Genomic DNA, 15,003 nt, shown 5'->3' with positions numbered 1-15,003 from the left:
GCAGAGTGGATATGGATACACATTCCCCCGTTATTAAAAAAGCTAAAATGTCCATCCGAAACTTATCAATTATTAGATTTGTATCACGCTGTATCACATTTAAAAGATTTTGCTGATGCTGCTTTTAGTACAGATAATGAAAGTCAATTATGGTTTAAAAAAAGACTCGAAAAGCTTTAAAGAAAGGGCAAACGCTAGATTTAATGAGAAACATGGGTGAATTTATCTCTGGCGCGACTGGAGAACGCTGTAAAATTTTAGTGCGAGAGCGAAATTATATTTTAAAAGCCTATAGAAGGAGGCTGTTAAAATATAACGAGGTGGCATCTCAAAAGCTTCCTCTTGGTAGTGGCGCAGTTGAAAGTTTAATTCGTCAAGTTGTTAATTTACGCATGAAAGGAAACAGTAAGTTTTGGTTACAAAATAATGCAGAAATTATGTTACATCTGCGTTGTCAATGGATAGCTAAAACTTGGGATAATTTTTGTGATTCTATTTTTAATTCTTTGATCAAATCCCCAACTGGGTAATAAATTTTATACTTTAATTCTTCCTTTAATTTATTTTCTGCTGTAATTGATACCAAACATTCAAGAGATATTACAGAAAATTTTGGAAATAATCGTCAAATGATTTACTAGCAATCTTTTTGAGATATCTCATCAAGATAATTTATCGTGTAAATACGTTTATATATTGTAAATAAAATTACTTTGTACTGAAAAAAGATGATTAGCGATCGCTACTTTTTGACCCAACTTCACAAAATCGCGTTGCTCCCATATATACAAGCGACAAACCTAGATTTTAAACATATTAATTGAGAACTAATTGTTAAATTAATTAGCCCGTTAATCAAAAATAAAATAACTAATTAAATACGCAATTACGAGAATAGTTAGGTAACGAATTTATAGTAATGAAGACAATCTGATGGTAAAAGCCTCAGAATAAAATCTCTATCTTTATTCTGATTAGAGATTTGAATTTGGTCATTAGATGTAACTAAATGAATTGACTGAAAGCATTGAAATATCCAGCGCACAGTAGGTTTTGCAGTTGGTTTACCTAACTGATTTCTAATTGTTGATTGATTTTCTCGTAAAGCGGCTCGTATTTGTCTTTGTGCCAGGGTATATACCAGCAAGCATAAACCCATAATCATTGCTAGAGATTCAATTCTCTCAGGGCTTTTGAGAAAGATACTATCTGCAAAAAATAATGGGTCTTTGAGAAAACCAAATCCCCGTTCACATGATTGTTGTGCTTTATATTCCTTTAACATTGAGTCATTGCTGAGTACACTAGACTCTAAAATATTTGTGGCAATTACAAATCTACCTGCACTCTGTACTTCCTTGTTAATTTGATTTTCATTCCTGGATACTGTCCCGAATATTTGGTAGAATTTCTCTGGTTGGTTGTCTTTTTTCTTTGATGTGATTTCACTGACGTTACTCTGCTCAATTTGGTGATATTTAAATTGTTTCGATATTTTTAATAATGCCTTGATAGCATCAGCCTCACAAGCAAATTTATCTTGTGATAACTTTTTCAATTCCTTAACAGCTTTTTCTTCAGCCTTGATAATTTTTTGTGAAAGCTTACGCAGGTCTGATTCTTTTCTCACTTGGCTCTGTACGACCAACCATCTTTGCTCTATGTCCCCGTAAGTTATTTGATTTTCTTTAAATGAATATCCTGATAATTCGCTTTCGACAAATTCCGAATCGGCTAAATTCGATCCCGCCGCATTTAAGGCAATTACCAAAAATATTGTATCTAGTCCTTTAATAAAGAGTTTATCCATGACTCTACCCAATTTATCATCGTTTAGGTATTCTGGTTTTACTCCGGCTCCTATCAAATGTTCACAAGCTATTGTTTCAAAAAATTTGGGGAACATATATAGTGGTTGAGATACAAATCCTAACCCATTTAAAATCATGGCTTTGACCGCATGACCAGGGCTGACCTTTTCTCCTTTTTCTTCACCTATTAAATCATTAATGATTTCTACCAACCCAATGGCATCTACCATTCCTGCTACTATGCCTAAATGATCTATATTTTGGATTTGGATTTCTTTTACATTCAACATCACAACAGGATTCTCCATGAATTCTGTTTTGATTTTCTCATTTCTATTTTGGTTAACAATTAATTTTTCTAAACTTTTTCGGGATTTTCGCATTTCTCCTGGAATCCAGGTTTTTACCTGAAAGCTTTGCTCATTGGCAGTTGCTTAGGTTTCTAAGACTAATTCTTATTAAGCTTCTTTCTTCTTAATTTAGTTTAGTTCTTATGTACTACTTTAGCGCTCTTTTCTTGATGTGTGACAGTTGAGGGTGCGGAATGTGGGATATATCCGCTACCTAAGTCGAAAAACCCGAAAATTTTGCCGTCGGATGCTGTGATGGTCATGACTTCATGGGGGAGGAGTTTTTCATGGCTGTATTTGATTACAGCTCGCCAAGACATCCGACCAGCATAATTAGGTTCTCCGTCTCCAATCAATGTCTGCCTAACTACAGAGTTTAACCCATCAGCCCCAATTAACACATCTGCCTGCACTGTTTTTCCGCCTTGAAAGCTGACTTGGACTCTTTGATCATTTTGCTCAAAACTAATGCACCTATGGTCAAGGTGGATGGCTTCAGATGGCAGTTGAGGGGCGAGGATTTCTTGGAGACGCGACCACCGAATTTGTAACATCGGTTGACCGTATTTTTCTTGTAGTGTTACGGATTTCTGCCCAATTAACTCGCCGTTGCTTTTGTGCAGTTTCAGCTTTTGAGTTTGGCTACCCGCAGCTTTTAGTAACTCAGTTATACCAGGTGCGATCGCCTCAAGACTATTTAAGCCATTTGGTACAAGGCTCAAACCAGCACCCACTGGACGCAAAACACGCGCTTTTTCGTAAACTTGGGCATTAATGCCTTGTTTACGGAGTGCTTGAGCTACGGATAAACCACCTAGTCCCGCACCAATACCAATAATTGCTACTTTATTAACCATATTTTAAGTATTATCTCTATCAAATATTCAGCAATTTCTCGTTTGATTTTTTCACTTTCGATATCCAGCCTTGATATAAATTCAAAATTTCTGAGTAAGAAACAGTAGTTTCAAATATTATATCAATGAGTGAAGGAGGGAACAAATTCGGCAGCATTCTGTGCAAAGTTTTGGCAATGTATTCTCTCAAAATAAACTCAATAAATAATCCTGTCGATGTGGGGAAAGCATAGTCTCCTAGTTCCACTAAAGCGTAACCATCTGGTTGACGTTGAATAGTAAATTGTTTAAGAGACTCGGTTAAATTATCAGCATATTCATTCAAAATATGATCAAAAACTTTCGCATCTTCTAGTGCTGCATTACAGCCTTGACCAATTGACGATGATACCGCATGGGCTGCATCTCCCATAATTACTACACTATCACCTTGATGATAATGGTTACACCGAACTGTTAAAATTTTAGCAATTGGTCTATTGAGGAAAGCTTGCGCTTCTTCTTCCGTCATCATCTGACCAATTTCGGGAAAGTTTTCTTGAAAAAATTGTAATACATCTTGGGTACTAGAAAGACCAGCTATCTGATTTTTTTCGCGGGGAAAATTAATGGCTCCACTCATCGTCCCATCGGCTTGATGTAGGGCTACCATGAGCGTACCGTCTGCTAGTCTCCAAGTGTGAATATTGTCTGATTTGAGGTTAAGGCTGGAGTTTTGGCTATTGTCTAAGAAAATTGATTTGTAGTCAGTCGGGTAATACTTTTGTTCACACTCAAAATTTTCTGTACCCAAGAAACCTTCTCTGACCGCAGAATTGGCTCCGTCTGTACCAATTAACAAGTCATAATCAACAGTAAAACCCTGGTTTTCTGTAATACTTTGAAATGTGACAGTTTTTGCCGTAAAATCTACAGAAGTGCATTGACAATCAAAATGAATTTTTAGCCGACTTTCATCGTACTTTTGGCTTAATTCTTTTAATAACACAATTACTAAATTAGTCCGATCAAGAGTAACTAAAGGAATTTTCCTCGGTGTCAATCTCGATTTACCATTTTTTTGGTGAAAAAGCGTTCCTGTCATTTCCACACTAACTGCTTTGACTGCTGCTTCTAAACCTTCAATTTGTCTCAAAGCACTCATTCCCCTTTCGTTAAGAGATATGGGGAAGGTTCGGGATTTTGAAAAGGAGATAATTCGAGGATCGCTGCGACGCTCGTAAATGTTAATCTGGTATTTGTCGTCACGACGTAAAAGATAGTGCGCCAGCAGAATTCCGCTAGGGCCAGCACCAATAATTGCTACTTTTTTGACCATGTTTCTCGGTCTTATTGATGGACAAACTAGAGTTATAAATTCTAAATTAAAATATAAAAGTTTTTCATGAATCTTCAGAAGTATTTAGTAGGAAGCGCAAAATCTTTGAGATACCGCACCCCTATCATGTATTGAATTTAACTCAATTATCTCTATTCTCATCTCTTACTCTGGTGCGCCTGGTGCGCCTGGTGCGTGATTTAAATTCATACTTATAATCAGCTAAAATCCAAAAGCTAAAGTATCCAACATATATTTACTTTTTTCCCGTCCAACCTCTAGATAAATCTCTAGCAGTTCTTCATAAGCAGTAGCACCTCCGACAATACTCCAAAACTCATTCCCGATAACTACAGCTTTATCAAAAGGTAAATAACTTTTTGCTTGCGTCCATTTATAATCAGCTTTATTTACACCATAAGGATTATACGGCATTGCATAGTAAGATTGTACTTGAGGACGGTTGACACCGCGCAGCAAATGAAATCTCAATAAACGTTGGAGAACTTCTAAACATTGTCCTTTGTTGGGTTTAGGAGCTTTAATTTCAAAGAAAAATTCTGTCCCATCTTTTGCCAGAATATAAAGGTCTACGCGAACAATCTTTGTTTCTAACAGGACTTACGCAAAAACTATCTCAAACCCTGATTCCTCTGTGTCCTCTGCGTCTGGTGTGGTTCGTTATTCCGTAATTTCTGCGTAAGTCCTATAATTAACTTATCTTCCAACTTCATGAGCGAAAAAACAACACAAATCAATCAACCCGGTTTAGTCTTAGCACCAGGAACAGAAGGCTGGTGGGACTCCGAGAGAGTATCATCACCGCAAGTCATACGCTGTCCCGATGGAACCTGGAAAATGTGGTACTACGGACGGGATGCAGCTTTTGACCGGCAAATTAACTTACCAACTGGGCGCTGTGGTTTAGCCATTTCCCCAGACGGAGTGAATTGGCAACGAGTCAAAGGACAATTGACAATGGGTTCTGTATTGGAACCGCACCCAGATACTCACCGCTTTGATTCTGCCCATCTGGGTGTCAGTAATGTAAATTTTTACGATGGTCTTTATTGGATGTGGTACTTTGGCGGGAACCACACAGTTGTCGATATCGGCAAATTTGCAGCCAAAGGGTTACAGATGCGCCCCGGCTGTGCTATTTCCCGTAATGGGATAAATTGGGTGCGACTAGAAGGTGCTTACCAAGGGGCAATTCTAGATGTAGGGAAAAACGGCGAATTTGATGCCCTATTCTGTGCTTGGCCGCAAGTATTGCATGATAATGATGGAACTTGGAAATTATACTACCACACCCTGAACCCAGACAAAGGTTTTTTAGTCGGTTTAGCAGTATCAACCGATGGTTTGCGTTGGGAAAAAGTCGGTCAGATTTTAGGCGCGGGCGAGTCTGGAAGTTTTGATGAGAGAGGTATTGGTACTCGCCATGTCCTAAAAATCAACGGACAATATTTAATGTTTTATGAAGGTGTTAACAACAGTGGTTATCACTCCATTGGTTTAGCCATTTCTGATGATGGTATTCATTGGCAAAAAGATGCAGATGTCCCTGTCTTTTCCCATGCTGAAAAAGGTTCTGGTTATTGGGATGCACGGGCAGTCGGTACGCCTTGTGTAGTGCCAATGGATGATGGTAGTTTCCGTATGTATTACATTGGTGCTAACGAAGGCGGTCACGATGAACTATCATCACAGCATCAAATTGGTTTGGCAGTAAGTGCTGGAACTAATTTTCGCCAATGGCATCGCTGGGGTGAATAATCATACTCATGTAAAGACAAATAAGTGCAGGGTGTGTTGTCGCGCAGCGCAACGCACCGTCAATAATTTAAGAAGGTGCGTTAGCCTCCGGCATAATACACCCTACTGGCCAACCTACTTTAATTATCAGTGATTAATCTAAGTTAAAAAATTGGGGACACCATCGAAGCATCCCCAAAAACCTATTGCCAAAGATAAATTAGGATAAACAAAACAATCCAAATCACATCTACGAAGTGCCAAAATAACGAAGTCGCATTCACGCCATAGTGACCGGAATCGTAGTTACCAGGAAGGTAAGAACGGACAAAAATAATCGCCTGCAACAGAATACCGGTGAAAACGTGCAAACCGTGAAAACCAGTTAGCAGGTAAAACATTCCACCGTATACCCCGGAAGTAAAGCCAAATTCTAGGTTACTCCATTCAATACCTTGTCCTACTAAAAAGTAGCTACCCATTGCCATTGTGGCGGCGAGATATATGCGAAAACCCTTTAAATTGTGGTTTTGCAGGGCGCGTTCTGCTAAGTAAATGACGAAGCTACTGGAAACTAGAATGACTGTGTTGATTGCAGGTTCTCTGATTTCTAGTCCTGAAACTCCGGCTGGTAGCCAGTTGGGAGTTGTGGTTTTGTAAACGATATAGCCGGCGAAGAAGCTGAGAAAGATGACGCTTTCTGAGAGGAGGAACACGATGAAGCCAAACATTTTGTTGCCTTCTTCGTCGTGTTCGTGTTCAACGCCTGGGTGATGGTGAGATATTTGTAATTCGTCTGGCTTGATGGAACTGTCCATTGAGGGGAATTCTCCTTTTTTAAACGCAGAGGAACGCGGAGGGAAGCGCAAAGGTGCGCGGAGGTTTATTCTGCGTTTTTTAATGCGGGGTTGTTGGCTGTTAAGGGTTCTGTTTTGCCGTAGCCGTACGGGTCGGAGATGATGATGGGTATTTGTTCAAAGTTTTCTACTGGAGGAGGTGAGGAAACCATCCACTCTAGTCCAATGGCGCGCCAAGGATTATCGGGGGCTTTTTCTCCTTGCATCCAGGAAACTACCATGTTGAATATGAAGGGTAGGGTAGACATTCCCAGGAGGAAAGCGCCTAAGCTAGCAATAATGTTCCAAAATTCGTATTCTGGGGCGTAGGAGGAAACTCGGCGTAACATTCCTTGCAACCCTAATGGGTGCATGGGTAAGAAGTTGAGGTTAGTACCAATGAATGTTAGCCAAAAGTGTAGTTTACCCCAGCCTTCGTAGTACATTCTGCCGGTCATTTTGGGGAACCAGTGGTAGATGGCAGAATATAACCCCATCGTCACTGTGCCAAAGAGAACGTAGTGGAAGTGACCGACTACAAAGTAGGTGTTATTTACGTGAACGTCTACAGGTACGGAGGACAGCATAATGCCTGTGATACCGGCGAAGACGAACATTACCAAAGCACCCAGGGAAAACAGCATGGCTGTATCTAACCGCAGTTTACCGCCCCAAATGGTGGCTACCCAAGCAAATACTTTAATGCCTGTGGGTACGGATACAAACATGGTGGTGAGCATGAATATCAACCGCATCCAGCCTGGTGTACCACTAACATACATATGGTGTACCCAGACAATACCACTGACTACGGCAATTAACATTGAGGAAATGGCTACTACTTTGTAGCCAAACAATGGTTTGCGGGCATAGACAGGGAAGATTTCTGAGAAAATACCAAAGATGGGCAGAATAATCACGTAAACGGCAGGATGGGAGTAAAACCAGAAGTAATGCTGAAACATCACTGGATTACCCCCTTGACTGGGGTTGAAAAAGGCTGTACCAGCAGTGAGGTCTAGTAGCAGCATAACTGCACCGGCTGTCAGTGCAGGTAGTCCAAATAATTGGATAATTTGGGCGCTAAATACTGCCCAGACAAATAAAGGCATCCGAAAGAAGCCCATGCCTGGGGCGCGCATTTTTACAATGGTAGTGACAAAGTTAACTGCCCCCATAATTGAGGATACGCCGGATATGGCTACTGCTAGCAACCAAATTACTTGACCATTAATTAAGTTACCTGTGGGGTTTTGCAGACTGACTGGGGGATAAGACCACCAACCGGCTTGGGCTGGACCACCAGGGACTAAGAAACTGGCCATTAACAGTGTTCCGACTACCGGCACCATCCAAAAGGCAACGGCATTGAGTCGGGGAAATGCCATATCTCGCGCCCCTATCATTAGAGGTACTAGATAGTTAGCAAAACCGACTAGGGAAGGAAATGTCCACAAAAACAGCATGACAGTGCCGTGCATGGTGAACATCCCGTTATATACGGTGCGGTCAACTAGGTCTGATTCGGGTGTAATTAGTTCTCCCCGAATTACCATTGCGAAGATACCACCGACGAGAAAGAAGATAAATGAGGTGACAAGGTACTGTATACCTATTACCTTGTGGTCGGTGCTAAAGCTGAAGTATGTTTTCCAGTCACTTGGCTTCTCACCAGGGTGACTGATGCCTGCAACAGGGATATTTGTCATTGGTGAGTTTCCTATGAACCAGGATAATTTACGAGAGGAGATGCCGCAGGTGCGACGGTAGTCCAACCAGTTTTGACTGACTGACTAGCTGCTTGGGCATACTCGGAGGCTGCTTGATTGGGGGCTGGGGAGGGTTTTTGGGTTGCCGCGTGGGTTAGCCATTGGTGGTAGTCTTCGGGAGATTCTACGACTACATTGGCCTGCATGGTGGCAAAATATGTCCCGCTATATTGGGAGTCGGTTAACCGATACTGTCCCGCACGGATGGGGGTAAATTCAAAGTCTATGGTGTGGTTGGGAATTATATCCTGCTTGAGGCGGAATGCAGGAATATAGAAGCCATGCAGCACATCTGCTGATTTTAGTGCTAAACGTACCCGGCGATCGCTTGGTAAATGCAATTCTGTACTAGTAACATTTCTTTCAGGGTAGTGAAACACCCACGCCCATTGTTTAGCCAATACGTCAATGTTTTCTACAGGTTCTGCTAAGGCGTTGACTGGTTCATCTTTTGGGGCTGCATAAGCCGATTCCATGCCCACAGGATTATGCAAATGTACCAGTTCCATCGGCCCTTGAATTCCCATTTGTTCGTAGACTTGATAGCTATAGCCAGCAATCCACAATACCAACATAATCGGAATAGCTGTCCAGACAACTTCTAAAGTGACATTACCCTCAATATGAGGGCCATCTGTCAAGTCGCCTTTTTCCGCCCGATGGAAAATCAGGGAATATATCAGAGTGCTGGTTACGCCCAAGAAGATGAACGCACCCAAGGTGACTAAGAAGCTAATCAAATCATCAATTAGCACTGACTCTGCTGCTGCTTGGGGGGGAAGCCAGGTATAAGCCTGATGTCCTATCCAGAGACTGGTTACAGTCACTATGGTTGCACCCACAAACACGGTGAAAATATTTAAAATCTTCCGCATTTCCATAATTGTTCGTCATTAGTGTTAGTCATGAGTCATTAATCGAAAATGACCAACATTGGTTATTTCAGCATTGTGTTGAGGTCTTCGCCCAAGCGTAGCAAGCTATCTGCTGTATTATGTATGCCAAACTCAGCCGCCATTTGCGCCCCTAGTGTGCCGTGGACGTACAGGATTAACATAACTGCCATACCTGTGGCGAGATAACTCCACTGCACTTCTTGGTCTGCGTCTTCACTCCAAACGAAGCGCTGCCATCCTCTCCAAATGGTCATGCCAGAAATCAGCGCTAGTAAGAATACGCCACCAACACCATGCCAAAGCATTGTTTCCATTGCTTGCATTCCCCAGGCACTTTTCACATCGGCTGGTGGTGTTGCCAGCAGCATTTCATAAAAACCTGCTGCTACTGTGAAAATAGTAATGATAGTCGCGCCTATCATGTTGTACCAGCCCACATCAAAAAAGTTGGCAGGTTGGACAGGAATTGCTAAAAACTTGAAGACCCACTTTTGAAAGGGGAACAGTTTACCCACAATATCAAAGGTAATTCCAATGATGAACAAACCCAAAGTCAAATGGACTAAGTTGGGATGAATGGGAATAGAGTAAGGTAATCCATTTGCGCCCAATTGTGAGCTTAATTGATCAATGAGTTGAGAGTTCATTGCAAGATCCCTTCCTTGACTGCTTCAACAACTGGTACTGTATGCAGTCCATATACCCAAACCAGTTGATCTCCGAGATATACTTGCACGCCCACAATAACTGTCAAAAACAACCCAGCTAACATATAATGAATCGGCAATTTGTAAGGGTTGCGGCTACGAATTACATAGCGCCAAGCTGTAATTGAGGCGATAATTCCAGACAGCGACCAACCAACCAATGTATGTACATTCAACACTGATTTAGCTAAGTCGTAAGGTTGTGCTAAACCTGCTTCAAATTGACCAAAAATAATCGCCACGAAAATAGCGATGGTAGCCACAAACATATTCCACCAACTCACTTCATAAAGATGAGTTCTGCCAGTAAAATAGCCTAGTATATCGCAGAAGAATGCAAACAAAACCATCGCGATTACGAAGTGGACAACGATGGGGTGGATCGTATCTGGATACGGCAAATTATGGTCATTCAATGATGTAAGATACTCAAGCATTGTGTTCTCCTGGACATATCTATTGCACCTCAATCGTCAATATTGACAGCCCTCACACCACTATAATTATTTACACCTGACCGGAGTTTGTATGGCTACACGTAGCGAAATCCGGTCAATGTCAAGATATAGCACTGCTAGGTCTTTACTTGTAGCTCAACACGATGCAGTTACTATTTATCATCAATGATTTAGTTCAATTTATTTGTTCATGTCGATCATCTACAACAGTAATTTTTAATTTATCTAACAAAACTGCTGTATTTTGTTGGATTTGTGTAACCTATCTTTTAGCTTAAAGATTTTTTTACTAATTGTCAAAAAAATTAAGATAAACTTTGAAAAATGCTTATAAAATTCAAAAAAATATTTTGATAATGTAAACTAGCTTGCATTTATCATATATTGCATACATGAAAAGCTTTGAATGTCCAACATGGAACATTCGTAAATTATGATTTTGTGATATCAGTTACAAACAAATATAGGTTTGAATTTTCAATTTAAAAGTAAATGTTAAAGAATTCATAAGCTAATCGCATAACATAGGCGGGCAAGATGCTCACCCCACAAGAGTATGATGTAATTTAAAGATGCAAACCAGATGTTTTTAAATGATCATATTCGGTGAATTAAGCATCATACTCTGAACCCTACCCGTTAGTGGAAAGGGTAAGTTTAGCACTAGCCAAAAACCGGGTAGGGTGTTAAGGATATATTTGTGGAGGGAAGGGATTAATTAGAGATTAACCTCGAAAGTTTTCCCTTCTACTGTTACTTTGTCGCCTAATACTAATTTTCGTCCGCGTCGGGTTTCAACTTCACCATTGACTTTTACGCCACCATCAATAATTATTAGTTTGGCTTGTCCTCCAGTTGAGGCTACACCCATAAACTTTAAAAACTGGTCGAGTTTGATCATTTAAACTTGGGAATTCACTTTATGCACGATACTTTCATTTTAGGTTGAATAGTTGATCGTGTGGCTAACATTGCTGGTGATTAGCTATGCTGGCAATATATTGGGTTAAGGGTGCAAGATGAGAAGATATTGGCAAGTATTAAAGCTATTTTGGAGTACTGCGATCGCAGCTGAGATGGAGTATCGTCTCAATTTTCTCATAGCTACCCTCAGCAGTGTGGGTAATCTCGCAGGCAGTCTTTTCGGATTATTCTTATTTTACCGTACTGGTTACACCTTTACTGGTTGGTCATGGTCAGCCGCTTTATTAGTTTTGGGAATTTTTACCTTGTTACAAGGCTTTGCAGCTACCTTTCTCGCCCCAAACCTGAATCGCATTGTTCGCCACGTCCAAGAAGGTACATTAGATTTTGTCCTACTTAAACCTATCCGCAGTCAATTTTGGCTTTCTACTCATACCTTATCACCTTGGGGACTACCAGATTTAGTTTTTGGCAGTATAATCATCGGCTACGCAGGTACACGCCTCGGTTTGGGAATCAATAATTACCTCATGAGTGCATTGCCGTTATTATTCGGCTTGGCAATCCTTTATAGCTTGTGGTTTATGCTGGGTGCAACTAGCATTTGGTTTGTCAAAATATACAACGCCACTGAAGTTTTACGGGGTTTATTAGAAGCTGGTAGATATCCTATGGTAGCTTATCCCACCGCTTACCGCTTTTTCTTTACCTTTGTAGTGCCTGTAGCATTTTTAACAACTATACCAGCAGAAGCAATGCTGGGTCGGGGTCAAATTAATTGGACAATAGGTGCTGGAGTGTTAGCTGTGGTACTGTTCTGGGTTTCCAGTAGTTTTTGGCGGTTTGCGTTGCGTTTTTATACTAGTGCATCGAGTTAAGTGAAAGGAAATTGTCTTGGCGGTTGCTATAAATTTGGGATGAAATTTATGTTATTGATACTTTAATTAGATGCACTCAATAAGGGGGAGACAATTAACCAGAACCAGAAAACAGGTATAATTTTAATTATATCTTGACGCACATTCACTGTGTGTCCTTTCAGGAGTAATTAAACACTAGGCTATCGGTTTTAATGCAGAGCAGTACATTTCTAATCCAGAGATTGAGAGACAAATTTTTAGCTCAACACTTGAGTGATTTTAATGTTGTTCTCCCACAGAATCATTTGAACATTGAAAATAAAACGCGTTCAAATATCTTTTCGTGGCGTGGTCAATTTTCTCCTCAATTAATTGAAAATTTGCTCCTTTATTATTGTCCGAAACAAGCTAAAATACTTGATCCTTTTGCAGGTAGTGGGACGACTCTTTACGAAGCTGCTTGTTTTGGATTAACAGTTTCTGGATGTGAAGTCAATCCATCAGCTTGGATTTTAAGTAGAACTTATCAACTGATGAATTTAGAATTATCAACTCGTGAGAGGTTAGTTATTTCAATAACAGAAAAGTTAGAAACATATTTTCCAAAGCCTAACCTTTTTGATAATTCTCATCCCAGGAAATTAAGTGTTATCGAGTTTAAATACTTAATTCCTGATTTATATAAAGGAAGCAATTATTGGGAAATAATTATTCTAGACACCTTTGTAGTACTACTAGATTTGGGAAATAATCAGATCACTACAGAATATATACATAATATTTTTTATAAGCTTTGCCAATTTATCAAAAATTTTCCTTACTCCCAAGCACCAATTACTTCTTTATTATGTGATGCTCGTTGCCTTCCTATTGATAATGACAGCATAGACTTTGTTATTACATCACCCCCTTATATTAACGTATTTAACTATCATCAAAACTATAGAGTTTCAGCAGAAACACTTGGTTGGGATTTACTAAAAATTGCTAAATCTGAAATTGGTTCAAATAGAGCAAATCGAAAAAATCGATTTTTTACAGTAGTTCAGTATTGCTTAGACATGGCTTTTGTTCTTAGAGAGCTACAAAGAGTTTGTACCTACGATGCCAGAATTATATTTGTAGTAGGTCATGAATCAAATGTTTTAGGTGTCCCATTTTACAACTCAAAAATAATTTCAGAGCTTTCAACTCAGTCTAATTTGTTTGAATTGAACCTTACACAAAAACGCATCTTTAAAAACAAATTTGGTAAGGTTGTCCGTGAAGATTTACTTAACCTGTCTAATAAAAACTCTAGCTTATCTGTAGAAGATACTGAGGAAATTGCTAGAAATATTGCTCGGAAAGTTATGAATGATGGATTAGCAATTGTTTCGGAACAAAATAAGCCTGCTCTTATGGAAGCAATTGAGAAGATACCTAATTTAAGTAAGTCTCCTCTCTACAATCGTCAGACTAAGAATTACTACCAAAAAGCTTAATTTTTTTAATATCAAAAATACAATAATGCCTCAACTACCAACTCCTCACTACGATAAAATTATTGCTTGCTTAAAAAATCCTAGACTACCGGATGCCGATAAAGAGAGATTTCAAGAGGCTGTAAACAAGTATAATCAATGGATTCAAGCACTAGAATCAGTAGAACAAGGACAACCCGATACTGTAGAAAAATTGGTTGAAGTAACAAATCAATATAAAAGATTTGTTGAGCTTGATTTAATCTTTGACAGCCAAGATAATTTTCTTTATCGGCAGAAGGGACAACTTAAACTGGACAATAGTATTCTTGAGGAATTTCTACCTCAAGTGATTTATAGAAGTTTAAAAGGAATAGATAATACATTTGAAGTTGGCCCTAAAAAGACTTTTGCAGGGTTAAGCTTTTTATCTTCACTAGGAAATCCAGGGATAGGTGGGGAGCCTACATTAAGAACAAAAAACCAAGATTTTGTTTTAGGAAAAAAACTTTACTTAAAAACTTCATTTGATAGCCAGTTTACAAGTTCTAAGCTGGTAGAGTCATATCTTGGATATGTGTGTGCTGAATGTAAGACAAATCTAGATAAAACAATGTTTCAAGAGGCTGTAGCTACGAGTAGGGATTTAAAATTAGCAGTTCCTAGTTCACTTTACTTTTTAGTATGTGAGTTTCTTGATATGACTCCGGTTTCTATTACTGCTACTCAAATTGATGATGTGTTAATTGTTAGAAAATCGAAACGTATATCTGCAAATATTCGCCAAGAATATAAAACTCCAGAGTCAAGACAGCAACATAGACAAGAGTATGCTGACTTTATTGAGATGTCAAAGTACTATCCTGATGTTTTTCAGAAAATGATTGATAAAATTCAAACTTTGGTGGATGATACAGCCCCAAAAGTTGACCAAGTGCTGAAGCGAGGGCATTTCTAAAATCAATTAAGTCAGTGTAAACTTAGTCTTGTACAAAT

Annotated in this window: 14 protein-coding genes and 1 pseudogene; 5 read left to right on the top strand and 10 right to left on the bottom strand. The window is 39.5% G+C overall.

Going from position 1 to position 15,003, the window contains the following annotated elements; translation table 11 throughout:
- Window positions 1–530, top strand: a pseudogene (locus NSP_RS24635) (ISLre2 family transposase); the annotation flags it as partial.
- 368 nt (window positions 531–898) lie between these two features.
- On the opposite strand, the gene NSP_RS00435 reads toward NSP_RS24635, so the two are convergent.
- From NSP_RS00435 to NSP_RS00420, 4 genes are all read right to left on the bottom strand, one after another.
- Window positions 899–2,104 (bottom strand): IS1634 family transposase, encoded by a 1,206-nt coding sequence (locus NSP_RS00435; RefSeq protein WP_086000857.1) that lies wholly within the window; start codon window positions 2,102–2,104, stop codon window positions 899–901.
- Between the two features lie 191 nt (window positions 2,105–2,295).
- Entirely contained in the window at window positions 2,296–3,018 is a 723-nt protein-coding gene (locus tag NSP_RS00430) for an FAD-dependent oxidoreductase (protein ID WP_006194352.1), read from the bottom strand.
- Window positions 3,019–3,037: 19 nt separating this feature from the next.
- A complete protein-coding gene (locus tag NSP_RS00425; RefSeq protein WP_006194353.1) occupies window positions 3,038–4,336 on the bottom strand; it encodes an FAD-dependent oxidoreductase in 1,299 nt (432 codons plus the stop codon).
- A gap of 222 nt (window positions 4,337–4,558) precedes the next feature.
- A complete protein-coding gene (locus NSP_RS00420; RefSeq protein WP_071839258.1) occupies window positions 4,559–4,939 on the bottom strand; it encodes a TdeIII family type II restriction endonuclease in 381 nt (126 codons plus the stop codon).
- A 129-nt stretch (window positions 4,940–5,068) separates the two neighbouring features.
- On the opposite strand from NSP_RS00420, the gene NSP_RS00415 reads away from it, so the two are divergent.
- The gene (locus NSP_RS00415) at window positions 5,069–6,115 is read left to right on the top strand and encodes a glycoside hydrolase family protein (protein WP_006194355.1); all 1,047 of its coding nucleotides are present in this window, start codon (window positions 5,069–5,071) and stop codon (window positions 6,113–6,115) included.
- A 182-nt stretch (window positions 6,116–6,297) separates the two neighbouring features.
- On the opposite strand, the gene NSP_RS00410 is transcribed toward NSP_RS00415, so the two are convergent.
- The 6 genes from NSP_RS00410 to NSP_RS00385 all read right to left on the bottom strand — a co-directional run bounded on the left by NSP_RS00410 (window position 6,298) and on the right by NSP_RS00385 (window position 11,661).
- The gene (locus tag NSP_RS00410; RefSeq protein WP_006194356.1) at window positions 6,298–6,912 is read right to left on the bottom strand and encodes a cytochrome c oxidase subunit 3; all 615 of its coding nucleotides are present in this window, start codon (window positions 6,910–6,912) and stop codon (window positions 6,298–6,300) included.
- Between the two features lie 65 nt (window positions 6,913–6,977).
- Window positions 6,978–8,639: a cytochrome c oxidase subunit I gene (ctaD, locus tag NSP_RS00405; protein ID WP_042201547.1), complete on the bottom strand. Its 1,662-nt coding sequence runs from the start codon at window positions 8,637–8,639 to the stop codon at window positions 6,978–6,980.
- Between the two features lie 11 nt (window positions 8,640–8,650).
- On the bottom strand, window positions 8,651–9,580 hold the full coding sequence (locus tag NSP_RS00400; protein ID WP_006194358.1) for a cytochrome c oxidase subunit II: 930 nt from the start codon (window positions 9,578–9,580) through the stop codon (window positions 8,651–8,653).
- A 56-nt stretch (window positions 9,581–9,636) separates the two neighbouring features.
- Window positions 9,637–10,242, bottom strand: coding sequence for a DUF2231 domain-containing protein (locus NSP_RS00395; protein ID WP_006194360.1), 606 nt, complete (start codon window positions 10,240–10,242; stop codon window positions 9,637–9,639).
- Entirely contained in the window at window positions 10,239–10,739 is a 501-nt protein-coding gene (locus NSP_RS00390) for a DUF2231 domain-containing protein (protein ID WP_042201550.1), read from the bottom strand. Before NSP_RS00390 ends, NSP_RS00395 begins: the two co-directional genes overlap by 4 nt.
- Window positions 10,740–11,478: 739 nt before the next feature.
- Window positions 11,479–11,661, bottom strand: coding sequence for an RNA-binding S4 domain-containing protein (locus NSP_RS00385; protein WP_006194362.1), 183 nt, complete (start codon window positions 11,659–11,661; stop codon window positions 11,479–11,481).
- Between the two features lie 118 nt (window positions 11,662–11,779).
- Here NSP_RS00385 and NSP_RS00380 point away from each other — a divergent pair, with 118 nt between their 5' ends.
- The 3 genes from NSP_RS00380 (at window position 11,780) to NSP_RS00370 (ending at window position 14,965) form a co-directional block, all read left to right on the top strand.
- The gene (locus NSP_RS00380; RefSeq protein WP_006194364.1) at window positions 11,780–12,562 is read left to right on the top strand and encodes an ABC transporter permease; all 783 of its coding nucleotides are present in this window, start codon (window positions 11,780–11,782) and stop codon (window positions 12,560–12,562) included.
- A 224-nt stretch (window positions 12,563–12,786) separates the two neighbouring features.
- Window positions 12,787–14,028 carry a DNA methyltransferase gene (locus NSP_RS00375; RefSeq protein ID WP_231859514.1) on the top strand — a complete coding sequence of 414 codons (1,242 nt, stop codon included), beginning with the start codon at window positions 12,787–12,789 and terminating at the stop codon, window positions 14,026–14,028.
- A gap of 25 nt (window positions 14,029–14,053) precedes the next feature.
- Window positions 14,054–14,965, top strand: a complete 912-nt coding sequence (locus NSP_RS00370; protein WP_006194366.1) for a Bpu10I family restriction endonuclease — start codon at window positions 14,054–14,056, stop codon at window positions 14,963–14,965.
- Window positions 14,966–15,003 lie beyond the last annotated feature (38 nt).

Source organism: Nodularia spumigena CCY9414, assembly GCF_000340565.2.
Taxonomy (GTDB): Bacteria; Cyanobacteriota; Cyanobacteriia; order Cyanobacteriales; family Nostocaceae; genus Nodularia; species Nodularia spumigena.
The sequence above is the reverse complement of the archived record's forward strand: the minus strand, read 5'-3'. Positions and strand labels throughout refer to the sequence as shown.